This window comes from Pseudorhizobium flavum (genome assembly GCF_044142885.1).
Lineage (GTDB): Bacteria > Pseudomonadota > Alphaproteobacteria > Rhizobiales > Rhizobiaceae > Neorhizobium > Neorhizobium flavum.
Genome location: NZ_JBIOKZ010000006.1, coordinates 136,984 through 155,663, shown reverse-complemented (window position 1 = coordinate 155,663; position 18,680 = coordinate 136,984). Strand labels below are relative to the sequence as shown.

Here is an 18,680-nt window from a genome sequence, read left to right as displayed (position 1 = left end):
TCAGAGGGCTTCAATCAGCGTCTGGAGTAGTCTGTTTTCCGCGCCGTTCTCATACGGTTCGGGAGTGCCTTGGCCCCAGATGGGGCCGGGCCAATTGGGATCGCCTTCGTTGCGCGCGACAATGTGGACATGCAACTGGGCGACGACGTTACCGAGGGCGCCGACATTGATCTTGCGGGCGCCGGTCGCCTTCTTCAAAGCTGCGGCCACCGCATTGGTCTCAAAGGTAAGGAGCGTCTGGTCGAGCGGGGTGAGTTCGAAGATCTCGCTGATCCCTTCGCGTTGCGGAACAAGCACAAGCCAGGGCCATCGACGGTCCTTCATCAGGCGAAGCTGGCACAGGCCGAGAACCGTCACCAGCTCCGAATCGCGCTCCAGCCTCTCGTCCAGCGTGAATTGCCTCAAGTCGCGTTCCTCCGTCGACATCTAAACCCTAGCAGTTTTTTACAGGCTTGGCTTGCATTTGCGAGTGTTATTGCCGATATGTGCGGCGGGAGGTTGGTGGTGGACGAGCCACTCGCCAACCGGGTCAGGTCCGGAAGGAAGCAGCCCTAACGAGCCCGGCACGGGTCGCCGTGCCAGCCTCCCACCCTCTACCATCTTGGTCAGCTTCCGGTCCGGTCAAGAGGCTGGAACGGCCCGCGAAGGCTGGCAGGCGCATGAACGACACCGGGCCCATCTCCAAATCATTTCCTCCACCCGGTAGCGGCTACCGGGTGCTGGCGCGAAAGTATCGCCCGAAGGACTTCTCCGATCTTATGGTCGGCCAGGAGCCGATGGTTCGTACGCTCACCAACGCCTTCGAGACGGGCCGGATCGCGCAAGCCTATATGCTGACCGGGGTCCGTGGTGTCGGCAAGACGACGACCGCGCGCATTCTGGCGCGCGCGCTGAATTATCGGACGCCCGAGATCGACCAGCCGACGATCGACCTTCGCATTCCGGGAGAGCATTGCCAGGCCATCATGGAAGGCCGGCATGTGGACGTCATCGAGATGGACGCCGCGTCCCATACCGGGATCGACGACATCCGCGAGATCATCGAACAGGTGCGCTACCGGCCGGTTTCGGCGCGCTACAAGGTCTACATCATCGACGAAGTCCATATGCTATCCACACAGGCCTTCAACGGTCTGCTGAAGACGCTGGAAGAGCCGCCGGAGCATGTGAAGTTCATCTTCGCGACGACGGAAATCCGCAAGGTCCCGATCACGGTACTGTCTCGTTGCCAGCGCTTCGACCTGCGCCGCATCAGCGCTGCCGATCTCGTCGGCCTGTTCACCACCATCCTGGAGAAGGAAGGCATCGTCGCAGATGCCGAAGCCCTGTCGATGATCGCACGGGCAGCCGAAGGCTCTGCGCGCGACGGCCTTTCGCTGCTCGACCAGGCGATCGCGCATGGGGGTGGACGGGTCGAGGCCGAGACCGTCCGCGGAATGCTGGGCCTTGCCGACAGGGCGCGCATCGTCGATCTCTTCGAGCATGTGATCCGCGGCGACGTGACGGCAGCACTTGGCGAGTTCGAGTCCCAGTATCAGGCCGGGGCCAATCCGGTCGTGGTGCTGACGGACCTCGCCGACTTCACGCATCTCGTCACCCGCATCAAGTACATCCCGGAGGCGGCGCAGGATCCGTCGCTGAGCGAGGTCGAGCGGGTTCGCGGGCAAGAGTTCGCGCACTCGGTTGCCGTCAGCACCCTGTCGCGCATCTGGCAGATGCTGCTGAAGGGCATCCCGGAGGCCGAGAACTCATCCAGACCTGCCGGCGCCACGGAAATGGTGCTGATCCGGCTGACGCATGCCGCCCATCTTCCCGCACCCGAGGACGCCGCGAGACGTCTCGGGGAACTCGGCAATGGCGAAGGCCGCAGTCTAGCACCCTCCGGCAGTGGCGGCGGGAGCGTTCGGGCAAGCTTGCAACCGCCGCTCAACGCCCAGGGCTCGGTCATGTCGCCCGCCGCTCGCGCGCCGGCCGGCGGGCCCACCGCAATGCTGAAGGCCGTGCCTAGCTCTGAACCACGCGAACTGCCCGTGGGCCGAACCGAGGAGCTGCCGGCGGGGAAGCCGGCTTCGACCGTCGCCGTCAACTCGTTGCAGGACATCGTCGACCTCTGCTCGAAGAACCGCGACCCGAGGCTGAAGGCTCTGGTGCGGAACTTCGTGCGGCTTGTGAAGCTAGAGCCGGGTCGGCTGGACATGCGCATGAGCGAGGGCGGGCCAGCGACGCTCCCCGGTGAACTCGGTGTAAAGCTTAAGGATTGGACCGGCATCCACTGGGTCGTCAGCCTGAGTAACGAGGCCGGCGAGGCGACACTCGTCGAAGCGGACGCCAATGCCCGCGAGGCACGGCTCACCGACGCCCGGGCCGATCCGGATGTTGCGGCCATCCTCGCACAGTTTCCCGGTGCTCGCATTACCGACGTTCGCATCCGTGTCGTCGAGGACGATCCAGGGAGTGAGGACCTCGCGGCACCGGCTGCCGCAGAATCCGCCGAGGGCGACATCCTGCCCGGCGACGACATCGAGCTATAAGAGAAGGAAAAGACGATGCGCGACATCATGGGCATGATGAGCAAGGTCAAGGAAATGCAGGCCAAGATGGAGAAGGTGCAGGCGGACATCGCGGCACTGGAAGTCCAGGGCACGTCAGGTGGCGGCCTGGTGACGGTCCGGCTGAACGGCAAGGGCGACATGCTCGGCCTCAAGATCGATCCATCGCTCTTCAAGGAAGATGACGTCGAGATCCTGGAAGACCTGATCGTCGCTGCCCATCAGGACGCCAAGAAGAAGGCGGAGAGCACCGCGGCGGACATGACCAGGGAACTGACGGCCGGACTGCCGATCCCGCCGGGAATGAAGCTGCCTTTCTGAGGGCTCAGACCGTCGAGTACCGTTTGCGCAAGCGTTCCGCGATCGGCAGCGCCAGAAGCCGGAACCGGTCCGGCGGGTTTAACCGCTCGCCGGCCCCGAGAAGAAGATCCGCGACTGGAACCCTGTCGCCTTCGTAAGGCTCGAACCGCACCGCCTCCCCGGGCTCCAGAACTCCTTCGCGCAGGACGCGGCAATAAATGCCGGGGCGGCCGGCAGCCAAGTATCGCCTGACGAAGTCATGCTCACCCATCCTTGCCGCGAATGTCGCGCAGGGAATTCGCGGCGCCGTTGCCTGCAAGACCACCTCTGCAAAGACAAACCGGTCGCCGATGCATACGTCGCGTCCGTCCAACGCGTCGATGCGAAGGTTCTCCCCGAAGATCCCGGGCGGCAGCTCTCGACCGATGTGCCTGGACCACCACGCCATCGTCAGCTCGCCTTCCAGCAGAATTGCCTGGTCGGGCCCTCCGTGATGTTTGCGGTTGCAGACCGAATCACCGACGAGGCCCGCCCTATCCACCAGCGTCGGACCTTTGACGGGCATCTTGTTAATGCCGGTCTTGTAGCTCTTGCCCTGAAGGATTTCAGGCCGGCCCAGGCAGATGGCGGCAAGTTTCATCGGCCGGGGCCCTTGTTACGATTCCGTTCGGTCGAGATATCAGCTAAAAGCCCCCCATGGCAAAACGTGTTACCGGACCCGAAATCGAAAAGCTCATCCAGTTGCTGGCAAAGGTCCCCGGCCTTGGACCCCGTTCGGCGCGGCGAGCGGCACTTCACCTGATCAAGAAGAAGGATCAGTTGCTCGGCCCGCTCGGCCTTGCCATGGGAGAGGCGTACGACAAGGTTAAGGTCTGCTCGCGCTGCGGTAACGTCGATACCGTCGATCCCTGCACCGTCTGCACCGATACGCGCCGAGACCAGTCGATGATCATCGTCGTGGAAGACGTATCCGATCTCTGGGCATTGGAACGCGCTGGGGCGATGAACGCCGCCTACCACGTGCTCGGCGGAACCCTTTCGCCGCTGGACGGCATCGGTCCCGATGATCTCAACATCCGCCCGCTGATCGAAAGGGTGAGCGAAGGCGGCGTTCGGGAGATCATCCTTGCGGTCAACGCAACCGTCGAGGGACAGACGACAGCACACTATATAACCGATCAGCTCGCGGGCCTGGATGTCAAGATCACACGGCTTGCCCATGGCGTTCCCGTAGGGGGTGAGCTTGACTATCTCGACGAGGGGACGCTGACCGCTGCCCTTCGCGCACGAACCGCGATCTGAGGAGGTTCCATGCGACGATTTGCTTTCGCTGCCGCTCTATTCCTCTCCCTGCTCCCCGCTGCGGCGCACTCAGCCTCGCGTGCAGAGGTGGAGAAGCAATTCCAGCGATGGATCGCCGGCGATCTGTCGGCGGAAGCGAAGCAGAACGGCATCTCGGACAAGACGATTGCCAGCGCATTCAAAGGCGTATCGCTCAACTGGGACCTTCCCGACCTTGTGCCGCCCGGCAGCACGCCGCCCCCCAGCCAGGATCAGAGCCAGGCGGAGTTCTCGTCTCCAGGCGCATATTTCTCGGAGAAGCGCCTGCAGGGCCTGGCTGCCACCGGACGCAGCCTGGCCGCTCAGCATCGCACAACCCTAGAGCGGATCGAAGCAGCATACGGCGTTCCCGGCGAGGTCATCATAGCCATCTGGGGCCGCGAATCCGGCTTCGGACGCGCCAAGCTCCCCCATTCCGCGATCGAAGTTCTGGCGACGAAGGCCTTCATGTCGACCCGCAAGGAGATGTTCAGGTCGGAACTGGTTGCAGCACTGCACATGATCGAGGGCGGCGACATAACCGCGTCGAAGATGATGGGCTCCTGGGCCGGAGCGCTCGGCCAACCGCAGTTTCTGCCATCGAGCTATCTGAAATATGCGGTGGATTTTGACCGAGACGGACATCGCGATATCTGGAATTCCGTGCCTGACAGCCTAGCGTCGATTGCCAACTACCTGGCGCGGGAGGGGTGGCAGAAGGGACGCGACTGGGGGTTTGAGGTCTCCATCCCCGACAATGTCAGTTGCGCGCAGGAAGGGCCGGATCTGGCGCGACCGATTTCCTCCTGGGAAACTGCGGGGATCTCGCGCGTCTCCGGGCGCGGCTTCCCCGAACCTGAACTGCGGGCCGATGGCATGATGCTCGTCCCGGCGGGCCGGCACGGGCCACAGTTCATCGTCACGCCCAACTTCTACGTGCTCAAGCAGTACAACAACTCCGACCTCTACGCCCTCTTCATCGGCAACCTCGCGGACCGGATCGCCTATGGCTCAAGAGCTTTCCAGGCGCCGTGGGGAGATGTCGGCCGAATGAAGCGGTCGGACGTGCTCGCGATGCAGAAGGCCCTCGTGGCACAGGGCTACGACGTCGGCAAGGTCGACGGGCTGGCAGGCTACAAGACGCGGCGCTCCATCGGTGACTGGCAGGCGAAGAACGGACTTGCTGCCACCTGCTTTCCGAGCGCTTCGCTGAAAGGCCGGCTGAAATAGCCCTCCTCAGTGCGTATCGATATGCGGCTGATGGAACACATCGTCCCTTGTTGACGGGATCGTCTGCCGCTCGATCATCCGGTGAACCCGAACCTTTTCGCCACGATGGAGGGCCAGTATCCGGTCCGTCGTCTCTGCGTCGGCCTGCGTGCGACGCTGGTTGTGCCGGACGTACTCCACCCATGTCGGCACGTGATAGGTCTCGGTCCAGATTTCCGGATACTGCAGATCACGCATCAGCGCCCAGTTGCGCGCACCGTCGCGAATGCGGATCCGGCGCCGCTCGGCCATCAGCGAGAGAAACTCCGGCAGGTCTTCATCGGCGATGTCGTAATCTACCTGGATGACGATCGGCCCGCTCCGGGGCTGGATCTCCAGGCCGAGCGAGGGCTCTACGAAGCGGTTGAGCGGATCGAGGTTCAGTGACCGGAAATCGGGCATGGGCAGCCGCAATCCGAGCGCCGCCCCGGCCAGCATCAACAGGCTGGACATGACCAGCGCGTTGGTGGGGTTGAATTCCTCTGCCCAGTAACCCCAGAGCCAGCTGCCGCCAGCAATGCCTCCGAACGTGGCGGTCTGGTAGAGGGAAAGAGCACGTCCGACCACCCAGCGGGGTGTCGAAAGCTGCACCACGGTGTTGAGGAGCGACAGGGTGACGACCCAGCAGATTCCGGCGAGAACCAGCGCCAGGAAGGTGATCACGCTCGATGTACTGAGCCCGATCGTCGCTGCGCTCAGGGCAAACCCCGTGAAGCTCGTTCGGACGATCTGCTCGCTTCTCAGCTGCTGGCGAATGCCTGCGTTTAGGAATGCTCCTGCGATCCCGCCGACGCCGAACGCACCGAACATGATCCCGTAGGTCAGTGGCCCACCCTCCAGGAGGTCACGGGCGACGATGGGAAGAAGCGCCAGCACTGAACCGGCGGACAGGCCGAAGACAAAGCCGCGCACCATTACCTTTTCGAGGTTCGGCGACATGGCGACGTAGCGGAAGCCGGCCGAGATGGCACTGCCGAGGGTCTCGCGGGGGAGCGGGTTCTTCGGATAATCCGGCTTCCAGCGCAAAAGCGCATAGATCAGTGCGAAATAGCTGACTGCATTGATGGCAAACGCAGTGGCCGCACCGGCCGCGGCAACGATGACGCCGCCGAGTGCCGGGCCGACGCTGCGCATGATGTTGAAGCCTGCGCTGTTGAGGGAAACCGCCTCGGGCAGGTCCGGGCGCGGGACCATGTCGCCCACCGACGCCTGCCAGGATGGATTGTGAAGGGCTGTCCCGGAGCCGATGACGAAGGTGAACATCAGCAACAGCCCAGGCGTCAGGAGGTCGGAGGATGCGAAGACCGCCAGCAGCAGAGAGGCGACGAGCATGAGGAACTGCGCAGCCAACATGACCCTGCGCCGGTCGAAGCTGTCCGCCAGGGCACCCGACACCACGGAGAAAAGCATGATCGGCAGGGCGGTCGACGCCTGCACCAGAGCGATGAGGTTTTCGGATGTGGTGAGGGCCGTCATCATCCAGGCCGCACCAACCGCCTGGATCAGGCCACCCAGATTGGAGGCGAGGCTGGCGAGCCACATGGTGCGATAGGTCTGGTGGCGCAGCGGCGCGAACGGCGATCGGGTGTCTGTCACGCGGGATTCCAACTCGGCTGCAGATGAGGCTCGAAGTATAGGGCGGCTTCCGGCAGAAGCCAGTCCGGAGGAGGCTTGGCCGCCGCCCTTGCAAAAGCCGGCTAGACCACGTATATGCAGCCTATATTCTTGATCGTTTGATGAAGAGTGGGGCCTGACCGGGACCCGCTCTTTTTTGTTAGGCGATCGACACGGGCCAAGGCTCATCTGGCAACGACGACCGGAAGTTTCCATGTCGCATACCGAACACGAACCACGCATCATCATCGAAACCGGGCTTGACCTTAGGGTCGCCGAGATCATCGAGCCGGTGATTGCCTCAATGGATTACCGCTTGGTGCGCGTCCGGCTGATGAACCAGAACGGGCTGACGCTGCAGGTCATGGCCGAGAGGAATGACGGCACGATGACCGTCGAGGATTGCGAAACGATCTCGACCGCGATTTCGCCTGTCCTTGATGTGGAAGATCCGATAGATAAGGCATATCATCTCGAGGTGTCGTCGCCCGGTATCGACCGGCCGATGGTCCGCAAGTCGGATTTCTCGCGCTGGCAGGGCCATGTCGTCAAATGCGAGACGTCGATCATGATCGACAACCGCAAGCGGTTCCGCGGCAAGATCGTCGAGACGAATGACGAAGGCTTCACGATCGAGCGCGACCAGGTAGCCTATGGTGAGGCGCTGAGTGTCACCATTCCCTTTACGGCGCTCTCGGAAGCCAAGCTGATCCTGACGGATGACCTGATCCGGGATGCGCTGCGCGCCGACAAGCTGGCCAAGGCCCAGGCGGCCAACCAGAACGGCGAAGACGACGAGTAACAACCGGCCCATCGGCCGCACAGATTTCGACTGACGGAGACGAACGACAATGGCAGTGAGTGCAAACCGGCTTGAGCTTCTGCAGATCGCGGATGCAGTGGCACGTGAGAAGGTCATCGACCGCGAGATCGTGCTGGCCGCGATGGCCGACGCCATTCAGAAGGCGGCGCGCTCGCGCTACGGTTCGGAGACCAACATCCGCGCCGATATCAATTCGAAGACCGGCGAGATTCGCCTGCAGCGCTTGCTGGAAGTGGTCGAGCAGGCCGAGGACTACGGCACGCAGATCCCCCTGGAACTGGCGCGCGACCGCAACCCGGACGCCAAGATCGGCGACTTCATCGCCGACCCGCTGCCGCCTATGGATTTCGGCCGTATCGCCGCTCAGTCTGCCAAGCAGGTCATCGTCCAGAAGGTGCGCGAAGCCGAGCGTGACCGCCAGTATGACGAGTTCAAGGACCGCGTCGGCGAGATCGTCAACGGCACCGTCAAGCGCGTCGAGTACGGCAATGTCATCGTCGATCTGGGCCGTGGTGAAGGCATCATCCGCCGTGACGAGATGATCCCGCGCGAGACCATGCGCTATGGCGACCGCGTCCGCGCCTATGTCTACGACGTGCGTCGTGAACAGCGCGGCCCGCAGATCTTCCTGTCGCGTACTCATCCGCAGTTCATGGTGAAGCTCTTCACGATGGAAGTGCCGGAAATCTACGACGGCATCATCGAGATCCGCTCCGTTGCCCGCGACCCGGGCTCGCGCGCAAAGATCGCCGTGATCTCCAATGACTCCTCGATCGACCCGGTCGGCGCCTGCGTTGGTATGCGTGGTAGCCGCGTGCAGGCCGTTGTCGGCGAACTGCAGGGCGAGAAGATCGACATCATTCCGTGGTCGAACGACCCGGCGTCCTTCATCGTCAACGCACTGCAGCCGGCGGAAGTGGCGAAGGTCGTTCTCGACGAGGATGCAGAACGCATCGAAGTGGTCGTTCCGGACGAGCAGCTGTCGCTCGCCATCGGCCGCCGCGGACAGAACGTCCGCCTGGCCTCGCAGCTGACCGGCTGGGACATCGACATCCTGACTGAGCAGGAAGAGTCCGAGCGCCGCCAGAAGGAATTCAATGAGCGGACCGACCTGTTCATGGAAGCGCTCGACGTCGACGAGATGGTTGGCCAGGTACTGGCCTCCGAAGGCTTCGCGGCCGTCGAGGAACTCGCCTATGTCGAGCTTGACGAGATCTCTTCCATCGAGGGCTTCGACGAGGATACCGCCCAGGAAATCCAGACGCGCGCCCGCGAATACCTCGAGAAGATCGAGGCGGAGATGGACGCCAAGCGCAAGGAACTGGGCGTCCAGGACGAGTTGCGCCAGATCGACGGCCTCAACGGCCAGATGCTGGTGGCACTTGGCGAGGACGGCATCAAGACCGTCGAGGACTTTGCAGGCTGCGCCGCCGACGATCTTGTCGGCTGGAGCGAGCGCAAGGACGGCGAAACGAAGAAGTTCGAAGGTCTGTTCTCGAAGTTCGACGTGTCGCGTGCCGAAGCGGAGAACATGATCGTCCAGGCCCGCCTGCTTGCAGGTTGGATCACCGAGGAAGATCTCGCCGCTGACCAGCCGGAAGAAGAAGAGGAGGCGGAAGCCGTCGCCGAGGAATGATCGCCGGAGAAGTCGGACAGGAGCAGGACGATGCGGAGTTGGTCGTGAACGATCGCACCTGCATCGTCACCCGCGAGACGGTGGCGCCGGAGATGCTGATCCGGTTCGTTGCTAGCCCCGATGGGAAGGTTGTTCCTGATCTCAAGCGGCAGCTTCCGGGGCGCGGGTGCTGGGTCAAGACGGACCGGGCGCTCGTTGAGCGGGCAGTCCAGCGAAAGCTGTTCTCGCGTGCCCTGAAGCGGGACGTGCAGGCCGACCCTGACCTCGGCGCCCTCGTCGACCGGTTGATCGCAGCCGATCTCGCCGGGATGATGAACCTGGCCCGCAAGGCCGGGCAGTTCGTCAGCGGCGCCATGAAAGTGGATGCCGCCGTCCGTTCAGGTGCGGCGGTTGCCGTCTTCCATGCAGCCGATGCTGCGGCCGACGGCGTGCGCAAGATCGACCAGGCCAGAAAGGCCTGGAGGCTCGGCACCGATGCCGATGAAGACATACCATCGTTTTCGTTCTTCACCGGGGCGGAAATGGACGAACTGTTAGGCCAGAATGCTTTTATCCATGCCGCGGCGCTTGCCGGACAGGCGGGTGAGGGTGTAGTGAAGCGCGCAACCATGCTCGAAAAGTACCGCGGTGCCGGTCAATCGGGAGCAGGTGGCGGCGCCCGCCGGCCACAGACATGACGCGGTCACCGGCAGCAGCCGGCCGCCGCACCGAGAGACATGCATTGAGAAACGAGGTCTGATGTACGCCATCCGTCCTCGTTTGAAGGAACAGGAACGGAATGACCGACAACAAAGACGACAAGACGCTTGGGGTTAAGAAGACCCTCACCCTGAAGCCTTCGGGAGTGAGCCAGGGCACTGTGCGCCAGGATATGGGCCGGGGTCGTACGAAGGCGGTTGTGGTCGAGACCCGCAAGCGCCGTCCGATCCGCCCGGAGGACGACAAGCCGGCATTTACGGCACCGACGCCCCGTGCTGCAGAGCCTGCCGCACCTGCGCCGCGCCCGCAGCAGCCGAACCCGCCGGCAACCCGCGTTCATCAACCAACGCAGGCCCAACGCCCTGCGGCGCCGGCCCCACAGCAGCGGCAAGGCGAGCGCCCCCGGGGTGCGGTACTGCATGACCTGTCTGCCAGTGAAATGGATGCACGTCGCCGTGCACTGGTTGAAGCGCAGGCCCGCGAAGTCATCGAAGCCAAGCAGCGTGCCGAAGACGAAGCGCGTCGTCAGGCAGAAGAAGAACGCCGTAGGTTGCAGGAAGCCGAAGAGGCTGCCCGTCGCGCCGCCGAACCGGCTCCCGTAGAAGTGCCCGTCGAGGAAGCACCGGCGCCGGCTGCAACGCCTGCACCAGCGGAGCGTGCCGCAGATGCACGCCCGGGCATTTCGCGCACGCAGCCTGCTGCTCCCGCACAACCGGTCATCGGTCGCGGACGCAAGGCTGGCAACGAGGAAGACGACGACCGCGGTCCGCCACGCGGAGCTCCCGTCCGTGGGCGCGTAGCTGCCCCGGCGCCCGCCAAGGCGCCCGCACGTCCGAAAACTGAGGATGAGCGCCGCCGCGGCAAGCTGACGGTCACCACCGTCAGCACCGACGACGATGGCGGCAACGCCCGCGGCCGTTCCATGGCTGCGATGCGCCGTCGGCAGGAGAAGTTCCGCCGCAGCCAGATGCAGGAGCCGCGCGAGAAGGTCATGCGCGAGGTGACCTTGCCGGAAACGATCACCATCCAGGAACTGTCCCAGCGCATGTCCGAACGCGCTGTCGACGTCATCAAGTTCCTGATGAAGGAAGGCCAGATGATGAAGCCGGGCGACGTCATCGACGCCGACCTGGCAGAACTGATCGCCGTCGAGTTCGGTCATACCGTCAAGCGTGTCTCGGAGTCCGACGTCGAGGAAGGCATCTTCGACGTCGCCGACGAAGAAGGCGTATTGGAGCCGCGTCCGCCGGTCGTCACGATCATGGGCCACGTCGACCACGGCAAGACCTCGCTGCTCGACGCCATCCGTCAGGCCAATGTGGTCGCGGGGGAAGCTGGTGGTATCACCCAGCATATCGGCGCCTATCAGGTCGAGCAGAACGGCCAGAAGATCACCTTCATCGACACGCCCGGCCACGCCGCCTTCACGGCAATGCGCGCCCGCGGCGCGCAGGCGACCGACATCGCGATCCTCGTGGTCGCTGCCGACGACAGCGTGATGCCGCAGACAATCGAGTCCATCAATCACGCGAAGGCGGCCGGCGTGCCGATCATCGTGGCGATCAACAAGATCGACAAGCCGACGGCGAATGCGCAGAAGGTCCGCACGGAACTCCTGCAGCACGAAGTCTTCGTGGAAAGCATGGGCGGTGAGGTTCTCGACGTCGAGGTATCGGCGAAGAACAAGACCAATCTCGACAAGCTGCTCGAAGCAATCCTGCTGCAGGCGGAAATCCTCGACCTCAAGGCAAACCCGAACCGGACGGCCGAGGGTACCGTTATCGAAGCTCAGCTCGATCGCGGCCGTGGTGCCGTCGCGACGGTCCTCGTCCAGAAGGGTACGCTGAAGCCCGGCCAGATCCTGGTTGCCGGCGACCAGTGGGGCCGCGTCCGCGCCTTGGTCACCGACAAGGGCGAGCATGTGAAGGAAGCCGGACCGGCCATGCCGGTGGAGGTTCTGGGTCTGTCGGGCACGCCCGCCGCCGGCGATCGCTTCGCGGTCGTCGACAGCGAGAGCCGTGCACGCGAGATCTCCGAGTACCGGCAGCGGCTTGCCCGCGACAAGGCGGCCGCTCGCCAGTCCGGCTCGCGCGGCTCGCTCGAGCAGATGATGAGCCAGCTCCAGAGCTCCGGCCTGAAGGAGTTCCCGCTGCTGATCAAGGGCGACGTCCAAGGCTCGATCGAAGCCATTGCCGGCGCGCTCGAGAAGCTCGGGACGGACGAAGTGCGGGTCCGCATCGTCCATTCCGGTGCTGGCGCGATCACGGAGTCGGATATCTCGCTCGCCGAGGCCTCCAATGCCGCGATCATCGGCTTCAACGTTCGTGCCAATGCGCAGGCCCGTGCGGCTTCCGAGCGCTCAGGCATCGAGATCCGCTACTACAACATCATCTACGACCTGGTGGATGACGTGAAGGCGGCGATGTCCGGCCTGCTCTCGCCGGAGCGGCGCGAAACCTTCCTCGGCAATGCCGAGATCCTCGAGGTGTTCAACATCACCAAGGTGGGCAAGGTTGCCGGGTGCCGCGTCACGGAAGGCAAGGTCGAACGCGGTGCAGGCGTCCGCCTTCTGCGCGACAACGTCGTCATCCACGAAGGCAAGCTCAAGACGCTCAAGCGCTTCAAGGACGAGGTTGCGGAAGTGCCGGTCGGCCAGGAATGCGGCATGGCCTTCGAGAACTACGAGGACATTCGCGCCGGCGACGTCATCGAGTGCTTCCGCGTGGAGCATATCACCCGGACGCTGTAAGCGACGGGAACAGCATCAAGGGCCGCTGGAAAGAGATTTCCGGCGGCTTTTTTCTTGTCACATGAGGAGGAGGCAGACGTGACCATTTCATTCGACCTGACGGGAAAGACGGCAATCGTTACCGGAGCAAATACCGGTCTCGGGCAAGCCATCGCTGTCGCACTTGCGGGAGCCGGGGCAGACATTGCCCTGGTCGGCCGCTCTTCAATGGAAGAGACCGAAGCGGCAATCGCCGCTGGCGGCCGGGGCAAGTGCCGCTTCATCAAGGCCGATCTTTCCACGATCGAACCGGTGAAGGACGTTGTTGGGCAGACCCTGGCCTGGACGGGCCGTGCCGACATCCTCGTCAACAATGCCGGCATCATTCGCCGTTCCGACGCCGTGGACTTCACGGAGGCGGACTGGGACGACGTCATGGACGTCAACCTGAAGAGCGTCTTCTTCCTGAGCCAGGCCTTTGCCCGCCACCTGATCGCGGAAGGCAAGGGCGGCAAGATCATCAACATCGCCTCGCTACTCTCCTTCCAGGGCGGCATCCGCATCCCCTCCTATACCGCATCGAAGAGCGGGCTAGCGGGGCTGACGCGGCTGCTTGCCTGCGAGTGGGCCGGCAAGGGCATTAACGTCAATGCCATTGCTCCAGGCTACTTCGAGACCAACAATACCGAGGCACTGCGGAACGACCCGGACCGCAATGCCGCAATCCTTGGGCGCATTCCAGCCGGGCACTGGGGCAAACCCGACGAACTTGGCGGCGCAGCGGTCTTCCTTGCCTCTTCGGCGTCCGACTATGTCCACGGCGTTGTACTGCCGGTGGACGGTGGCTGGCTCGCCCGCTGATCCGCCCAAGGCATGCCATTGCCGCAGCGACGCGGTAATGGCATGCACGGAAAGCGAAGTTCACCGACAAGATCTAATCCGGATTGTCGGGTTCAAGATTTATTTGTTGCCAACCAAAGTCATGTTTATTATCGAGAGGCCGTAAGAGAGACCGGCAAGGCCGGTCTTCAGTCCGGAGCCCGGGTCGTACGACGATCAGGCTCGCATTCCGGAGAGCTTCTGACATGACGATTGCGTCCGCCCGTCCTTTTCATCACCATCTCATGATGCCCCTCCTGGTCGGCGCGCTTCTGAGTGCTGCACCTGCGACCAATGCCCAGGATGCCGCTCCGCCGCCAGCCGCAACATCGCAGGCCAATCCATCCGAACCCGCCCCGCAGACCTTGCCGCCCACCGAGCAAACGCCTGCGGACATTCCACCCTCTGCTGATACCATCGACGAACGGCCGCGCGCCTCGGAAGGGCTGATCGAGAATGTCCCGACAGTGATGCAGGACATCCTGCCTGCCGGCGAACGCTCGGACATCCCCCACGACCTGTCGCCATGGGGCATGTTCATGGCCGCTGACTGGGTGGTCAAGGGCGTGATGATTGGTCTCGCCTTCGCCTCGCTGGTCACCTGGACCGTCTGGTTGGCCAAGACGCTGGAACTCGCGGGAGCCCGTACGCGGGCGGGCCGGACGCTGAGGGTCATTCGAAACTCCGCAACGCTCGTCGATGCCGTCGGAGAGCTTGGGAAGCGTGGTGGGCCGGCGGCCCTTATGCTGCGCGCTGCGGCGGACGAGATTCGGCTTTCAGAAGCTGCGCTCGATCACGCAGACAGTGCCGGTGTGAAGGAACGCGTGGCCTCGGCGCTCTCCCGCATCGAATCCTATGCAGGCCGGCGCATGTCACGCGGCACCGGCGTTCTCGCCACCATCGGCTCGACCGCTCCGTTCGTCGGTCTCTTCGGCACCGTCTGGGGGATCATGAATTCCTTCATCGGCATTTCAGAGTCGCAGACGACCAACCTTGCCGTCGTGGCACCCGGCATTGCCGAGGCGCTGCTCGCGACTGCGATCGGTCTTGTGGCCGCAATTCCGGCTGTCGTGATCTACAACGTCTTTGCCCGTTCCATCACCGGCTATCGCCAGCTGCTGGCTGATGCCGCCGCCGGGGTCGAACGACTGGTCAGCCGCGACCTCGACTTCCGCAGAGTGCCCCCCGGCAACCGCAACGTGCCTGTCTCTCTCGTGGCAGGAGAATGATCCATGGCCGGCGGTATTCGTGAGACGCACGGCGACGACCTTGCCGAAAACCATGAGATCAACGTCACGCCATTCATCGACGTGATGCTGGTGCTGCTGATCATCTTCATGGTGGCAGCGCCGCTTACGACGGTGGACGTGAACGTCGACCTCCCCGCTTCGTCGGCGCAGCCCGCGCAGCGCCCCGATGAGCCCCTCTATCTTACGCTCAAGGAAGACCTCGGCCTCAATCTCGGCAATGATCCGGTGCAGCGCGAGCAACTGGCGGCGACGCTGGATCGGGTCACCGAGAGCGACAAGGAGACCCGCATCTTCCTACGCGCCGACAAGGCGATCGAATACGGCCAGTTCATGGAGGTCATGAACCTGCTGCGGGACGCAGGCTACCTGAAGATCGCCCTGGTCGGGCTTGAGACACTGTCCGGCGCAGCGCCGTCTGCCTCCGCCGAACAGGGAGCCACAGCAGCCGCCCCAGCAAGCGGAGAGAGCCAGTGACGCTCTCCACTCCCCGCTTCAGCCGTGCCGGCCGGCTCGGAGAGCTGGCACTATGGTCGTCCGCTGCGATGGTGGTGTTGACGGCGCACATCGCCGCTGCCGCTGTTCTTCTGCGCCAGGAGCCGGACGCACCGGCCGAGCCGGGGCCGCCTGCAGCGATCATGATCGAACTTGCGGCGGAACCGGAAGCGGCGGATACCGAGGAAAACCAGGTCGCGACCGAGGAGGTCGATTCCGAAGAAGTTGCCAGCCGGCAGTTGGAGCCCGCCGAGGAGCCGCTGGCGGAGCCATTGCCTGATCCGGTCGAGCCACCTCCGCCGGAAGAAGTCGCCGAGCCGATCGAACCGGAGCCTGAGCCGGTGGAGCCGGAGCCTCAGCCCGAACCTGAGCCTGAGATCACCAAGACCGTGCCCGAGCCGCCACCGGAACCGGTGGAGGAGATCGACCCGCTGGAAGAGCAGATGATCGCCGCACTCGAGAATGTCGAAGTTCCTTTGCCAGTCTCGAGGCCTCCACCGCCGCCGGAGCCGAAGAAGCAGCCGCCCAAGCGCGTCCAGAAGCAGCCGCAGGCCTCCAAGGCATCGCAGCAGGCCAAGCTTCAGGCGAAGCCTTCGGAGCGCACGGCAGCCAATCAGACCACCACCGGCTCGTCCCAACCCTCCGTCACGCCCGCGAAATGGAAGTCGCGCGTTCAGGCGAAGATCGCGCGCAACGCGCGTCGTTGCCCCGGCAATGACACCGGCACAGCCGCCGTACGATTCAGCTTCGATGGCAACGGCAATATCACCAACGTCTCACTCTCGCGCTCCTCCGGGAACTCGGCGATCGACAGCTACATCGTCGCAGCCGTGCGCCGCGCATCCCCCATCCCTGCCCCGCCTGCCGGCGTCCCGAGCTATCTCGATCAGGGGCTGAGATGCGAATGAGCGGGGTTAGCTGACACCCTTCGACGCTCCACCGAGCGGCACGTGGACCTGCGGGGTTCGGCCCTTTACCGCGCGACAATTGGCCTGCCGGCTTTTTGCACGGCTCGTGCTGCGACTGAGGATGATTATGTCCTGAAACGAAAAAGCCCGACGCGGGAGGAGGTGCGTCGGGCTTTAAACATGATCGGCAATTGGGAGGAGGAGGAGATTGCCGATCTCATCTAACGACGCTGGGAGGAGGAGTGCGTCGTTTCGATGATTGAGATATAGGCTGCGCCGGATGCATTGCCAAGGGCTTTGCTGCATTGCAGCAATGCGTTTTTTGCAGAGCTTCTTCTATGTCTTCCGAAGCGACCGCTGGCCCAGCTTGCCGCGGAGCGGCCGCTGTGGCATTGCCTCATGAGTAAACGACGAGGCAGATGATGAGCAGCATTCGCTACCACGAAGGTGATATTTCCGCGGCCGATGCCGCCCGCTATACGGGTGACGTTGCGATCGATACCGAAACCCTGGGACTTGTTCCCCGTCGTGACCGCCTCTGCGTTGTGCAGCTTTCCCCCGGTGACGGAACGGCGGACGTCATTCGCATCGCCGCCGGCCAGAAGGAAGCGCCGAACCTCGTGGGCCTGCTTGCCGATCCCTCACGACGCAAGATCTTCCACTACGGCCGCTTCGACATCGCCGTCCTCTTCCACACCTTCGGCGTCACCACCACGCCCGTCTTCTGCACCAAGATCGCATCACGGCTGACGCGGACATACACGGATCGTCATGGATTGAAGGACAACCTGAAGGAGCTCCTCGACATCGACGTGTCGAAGGCCCAGCAGCAGTCGGACTGGGCCGCCGAAACGCTCTCGCCCGCACAGATGGAATATGCCGCATCGGACGTTCTCTACCTGCATTCGCTCGCCGACCGGCTGACAGACCGTCTCCGCCGGGACGGCCGTATGGAGCTGGCTGCGGCGTGTTTTGAATTTCTTCCGACGCGCTCCAAACTCGACCTCCTGGGCTGGGAAGAGACCGACATCTTCGCGCACAGTTGATGCGCCTTTTCTCAGAATGCCTGCTCCCCATCGTTATCCCCGCATTAACCACTCTGCCATAGCCTCGGCGGCGATTGGGTCATCTCGGTGGGATCATGCTTTTTCCGACGCAGCAGACAGCGGGGCTCGCGGCGACGAACGTCATGCAGGCGACGCTCGACAGCATCGACGAGCGGCGCCGGGAAGACCAGGAGAAGGCGAGCGGCGAGAAGCGAGATCCTGTCGTCGAGGCCAAGGTCAGCGCGAGCATCGAGATACGGCGCGCACGGGAGAAGATCGCTGAGGCGTTGTTCGGCATCAACAATGTGGATGCTAACGAGCTGAAGCTGAAGCTGACCGAGCGGCTGGCGGCGAAGCTCGGCATCGATCTTGAGGAAGACCGGTCGAATTTCTCGCTTGGACGAGCAATCGAAGAGGCAATCAAGCAGCTCGGCCTCGATCACACCGCGATCGCCAGGCTTGAAGACGAACTCGGGTTGAAGGCGGCCGGCGTTTCTCTCGCGACTGTCATCGCGGCGATCAAGAACCCCTATGGTGACGACAACGCACGCCTTCTAGAAGGGCTTGCGGCAGCCGCCAACGGTGGCGGTGCGGCGTTCGACGTGGCCCGAGTCCTGCAGCGCCTCGAGGATGTCGCCGATCCCAAGACACTGGAAGAGCTGAAGCTCGGGCCGCAGGGATATGATCCGACCCGTGTCGAGGATGCCCAAACGCGGGCAGAACGGCAGAAGGATATCCAGGCCCTGGAAGCCTCCGAAAAGCTGGAAGATGTCCAGGACATGCAGGACGTCGTGGCGGCCCAGAACGGCAGCGCTCTGAAGCCGGAGGGGATCGGCGAGCCGAAGGCAGACGCCGCTGCTTCTGGCGTCGAACTGATCCTGATCCTGGGAGCGAATGCGGAGCAGGCGAAGAAGACCGATGCGGAGTCCGCAGCGGAGGAGCCGCCTGCAATTCCCTCGGATGTGACCGGTGCCGTCGAGCAGCCGGAAGAGGTGACAGAACAGACCGCTGAAGCGATCGAGGAGATGGCGCTCGTCGCAGCGAACGCCGCCCCTGTTCTACCGATCTTCGTCGACGATATCGGACTCTATGAACTCCTGAAGAGAAAGTTCGCGGCGTAGCCCACGACCGTGAAGGCAAGGCGCTTCCGTCGGTTCTGGTCATTAA

17 protein-coding genes and 1 other RNA gene are annotated in these 18,680 nt (G+C 63.5%); 15 read left to right on the top strand and 3 right to left on the bottom strand.

Translation table 11 applies throughout. The annotated features are described in order from the left end of the window. Nucleotides 1–426, bottom strand: coding sequence for an HIT family protein (locus tag ACEPP2_RS13390; protein WP_172973668.1), 426 nt, complete (start codon nucleotides 424–426; stop codon nucleotides 1–3). A 67-nt stretch (nucleotides 427–493) separates the two neighbouring features. Between ACEPP2_RS13390 and ffs the strand changes: the two genes are divergently transcribed. The 3 genes from ffs (at nucleotide 494) to ACEPP2_RS13375 (ending at nucleotide 2,870) form a co-directional block, all read left to right on the top strand. Continuing rightward, an RNA gene (ffs, locus tag ACEPP2_RS13385) (signal recognition particle sRNA small type) lies at nucleotides 494–590 on the top strand. Nucleotides 591–659: 69 nt separating this feature from the next. Then, entirely contained in the window at nucleotides 660–2,531 is a 1,872-nt protein-coding gene (locus ACEPP2_RS13380; protein WP_395516894.1) for a DNA polymerase III subunit gamma/tau, read from the top strand. A 15-nt stretch (nucleotides 2,532–2,546) separates the two neighbouring features. Next, nucleotides 2,547–2,870 carry a YbaB/EbfC family nucleoid-associated protein gene (locus ACEPP2_RS13375; protein ID WP_077548509.1) on the top strand — a complete coding sequence of 108 codons (324 nt, stop codon included), beginning with the start codon at nucleotides 2,547–2,549 and terminating at the stop codon, nucleotides 2,868–2,870. Nucleotides 2,871–2,874: 4 nt separating this feature from the next. On the opposite strand, the gene ACEPP2_RS13370 is transcribed toward ACEPP2_RS13375, so the two are convergent. Then, nucleotides 2,875–3,489: an MOSC domain-containing protein gene (locus tag ACEPP2_RS13370; protein ID WP_395516893.1), complete on the bottom strand. Its 615-nt coding sequence runs from the start codon at nucleotides 3,487–3,489 to the stop codon at nucleotides 2,875–2,877. A 56-nt stretch (nucleotides 3,490–3,545) separates the two neighbouring features. Here ACEPP2_RS13370 and recR point away from each other — a divergent pair, with 56 nt between their 5' ends. Together recR and ACEPP2_RS13360 are read left to right on the top strand one after the other, a co-directional pair. Further along, a complete protein-coding gene (gene recR, locus ACEPP2_RS13365) occupies nucleotides 3,546–4,151 on the top strand; it encodes a recombination mediator RecR (protein WP_281977751.1) in 606 nt (201 codons plus the stop codon). Between the two features lie 9 nt (nucleotides 4,152–4,160). Next, nucleotides 4,161–5,399 (top strand): lytic murein transglycosylase, encoded by a 1,239-nt coding sequence (locus ACEPP2_RS13360; protein WP_395516892.1) that lies wholly within the window; start codon nucleotides 4,161–4,163, stop codon nucleotides 5,397–5,399. Nucleotides 5,400–5,405: 6 nt separating this feature from the next. On the opposite strand, the gene ACEPP2_RS13355 is transcribed toward ACEPP2_RS13360, so the two are convergent. Further along, nucleotides 5,406–7,034 carry an MFS transporter gene (locus ACEPP2_RS13355; RefSeq protein WP_395516891.1) on the bottom strand — a complete coding sequence of 543 codons (1,629 nt, stop codon included), beginning with the start codon at nucleotides 7,032–7,034 and terminating at the stop codon, nucleotides 5,406–5,408. A 232-nt stretch (nucleotides 7,035–7,266) separates the two neighbouring features. On the opposite strand from ACEPP2_RS13355, the gene rimP reads away from it, so the two are divergent. The 10 genes from rimP (at nucleotide 7,267) to ACEPP2_RS13305 (ending at nucleotide 18,634) form a co-directional block, all read left to right on the top strand. Further along, nucleotides 7,267–7,854: a ribosome maturation factor RimP gene (gene rimP, locus ACEPP2_RS13350; RefSeq protein WP_281977754.1), complete on the top strand. Its 588-nt coding sequence runs from the start codon at nucleotides 7,267–7,269 to the stop codon at nucleotides 7,852–7,854. Between the two features lie 49 nt (nucleotides 7,855–7,903). Then, on the top strand, nucleotides 7,904–9,511 hold the full coding sequence (gene nusA / locus ACEPP2_RS13345; protein ID WP_281977755.1) for a transcription termination factor NusA: 1,608 nt from the start codon (nucleotides 7,904–7,906) through the stop codon (nucleotides 9,509–9,511). Further along, nucleotides 9,508–10,188 (top strand): RNA-binding protein, encoded by a 681-nt coding sequence (locus ACEPP2_RS13340; protein ID WP_077548505.1) that lies wholly within the window; start codon nucleotides 9,508–9,510, stop codon nucleotides 10,186–10,188. The genes nusA and ACEPP2_RS13340 overlap by 4 nt, the downstream gene beginning before the upstream one ends. 101 nt (nucleotides 10,189–10,289) lie before the next feature. After that, nucleotides 10,290–12,959 carry a translation initiation factor IF-2 gene (infB, locus tag ACEPP2_RS13335; protein WP_395516890.1) on the top strand — a complete coding sequence of 890 codons (2,670 nt, stop codon included), beginning with the start codon at nucleotides 10,290–10,292 and terminating at the stop codon, nucleotides 12,957–12,959. Between the two features lie 78 nt (nucleotides 12,960–13,037). After that, on the top strand, nucleotides 13,038–13,799 hold the full coding sequence (gene kduD, locus ACEPP2_RS13330) for a 2-dehydro-3-deoxy-D-gluconate 5-dehydrogenase KduD (protein WP_152341407.1): 762 nt from the start codon (nucleotides 13,038–13,040) through the stop codon (nucleotides 13,797–13,799). Nucleotides 13,800–14,062: 263 nt separating this feature from the next. Then, entirely contained in the window at nucleotides 14,063–15,046 is a 984-nt protein-coding gene (gene exbB / locus ACEPP2_RS13325) for a tonB-system energizer ExbB (protein ID WP_395516951.1), read from the top strand. 3 nt (nucleotides 15,047–15,049) lie between these two features. After that, nucleotides 15,050–15,541, top strand: coding sequence for a TonB system transport protein ExbD (gene exbD / locus ACEPP2_RS13320; protein WP_395516889.1), 492 nt, complete (start codon nucleotides 15,050–15,052; stop codon nucleotides 15,539–15,541). Continuing rightward, a complete protein-coding gene (locus tag ACEPP2_RS13315; protein WP_244665835.1) occupies nucleotides 15,538–16,467 on the top strand; it encodes a TonB family protein in 930 nt (309 codons plus the stop codon). Before exbD ends, ACEPP2_RS13315 begins: the two co-directional genes overlap by 4 nt. A 419-nt stretch (nucleotides 16,468–16,886) precedes the next feature. After that, entirely contained in the window at nucleotides 16,887–17,513 is a 627-nt protein-coding gene (locus tag ACEPP2_RS13310) for a ribonuclease D (RefSeq protein WP_077548500.1), read from the top strand. Nucleotides 17,514–17,608: 95 nt separating this feature from the next. Beyond that, a complete protein-coding gene (locus tag ACEPP2_RS13305; RefSeq protein WP_395516888.1) occupies nucleotides 17,609–18,634 on the top strand; it encodes a hypothetical protein in 1,026 nt (341 codons plus the stop codon). Nucleotides 18,635–18,680: the final 46 nt, after the last annotated feature.

What these genes read in the sequence shown, in the direction of transcription:
- recR (WP_281977751.1), top strand. Translation starts at nt 3,546, where the DNA reads ATGGCAAAACGTGTTACCGGACCCGAAATCGAAAAGCTCATCCAGTTG.
- exbD (WP_395516889.1), top strand. Translation starts at nt 15,050, where the DNA reads ATGGCCGGCGGTATTCGTGAGACGCACGGCGACGACCTTGCCGAAAAC.
- ACEPP2_RS13305 (WP_395516888.1), top strand. Translation starts at nt 17,609, where the DNA reads ATGCTTTTTCCGACGCAGCAGACAGCGGGGCTCGCGGCGACGAACGTC.
- ACEPP2_RS13360 (WP_395516892.1), top strand. Translation starts at nt 4,161, where the DNA reads ATGCGACGATTTGCTTTCGCTGCCGCTCTATTCCTCTCCCTGCTCCCC.
- ACEPP2_RS13370 (WP_395516893.1), bottom strand. Translation starts at nt 3,489, where the DNA reads ATGAAACTTGCCGCCATCTGCCTGGGCCGGCCTGAAATCCTTCAGGGC.
- ACEPP2_RS13380 (WP_395516894.1), top strand. Translation starts at nt 660, where the DNA reads ATGAACGACACCGGGCCCATCTCCAAATCATTTCCTCCACCCGGTAGC.
- ACEPP2_RS13340 (WP_077548505.1), top strand. Translation starts at nt 9,508, where the DNA reads ATGATCGCCGGAGAAGTCGGACAGGAGCAGGACGATGCGGAGTTGGTC.
- ACEPP2_RS13310 (WP_077548500.1), top strand. Translation starts at nt 16,887, where the DNA reads ATGATGAGCAGCATTCGCTACCACGAAGGTGATATTTCCGCGGCCGAT.
- ACEPP2_RS13390 (WP_172973668.1), bottom strand. Translation starts at nt 426, where the DNA reads ATGTCGACGGAGGAACGCGACTTGAGGCAATTCACGCTGGACGAGAGG.
- rimP (WP_281977754.1), top strand. Translation starts at nt 7,267, where the DNA reads ATGTCGCATACCGAACACGAACCACGCATCATCATCGAAACCGGGCTT.
- infB (WP_395516890.1), top strand. Translation starts at nt 10,290, where the DNA reads ATGACCGACAACAAAGACGACAAGACGCTTGGGGTTAAGAAGACCCTC.
- nusA (WP_281977755.1), top strand. Translation starts at nt 7,904, where the DNA reads ATGGCAGTGAGTGCAAACCGGCTTGAGCTTCTGCAGATCGCGGATGCA.
- exbB (WP_395516951.1), top strand. Translation starts at nt 14,063, where the DNA reads ATGATGCCCCTCCTGGTCGGCGCGCTTCTGAGTGCTGCACCTGCGACC.
- ACEPP2_RS13375 (WP_077548509.1), top strand. Translation starts at nt 2,547, where the DNA reads ATGCGCGACATCATGGGCATGATGAGCAAGGTCAAGGAAATGCAGGCC.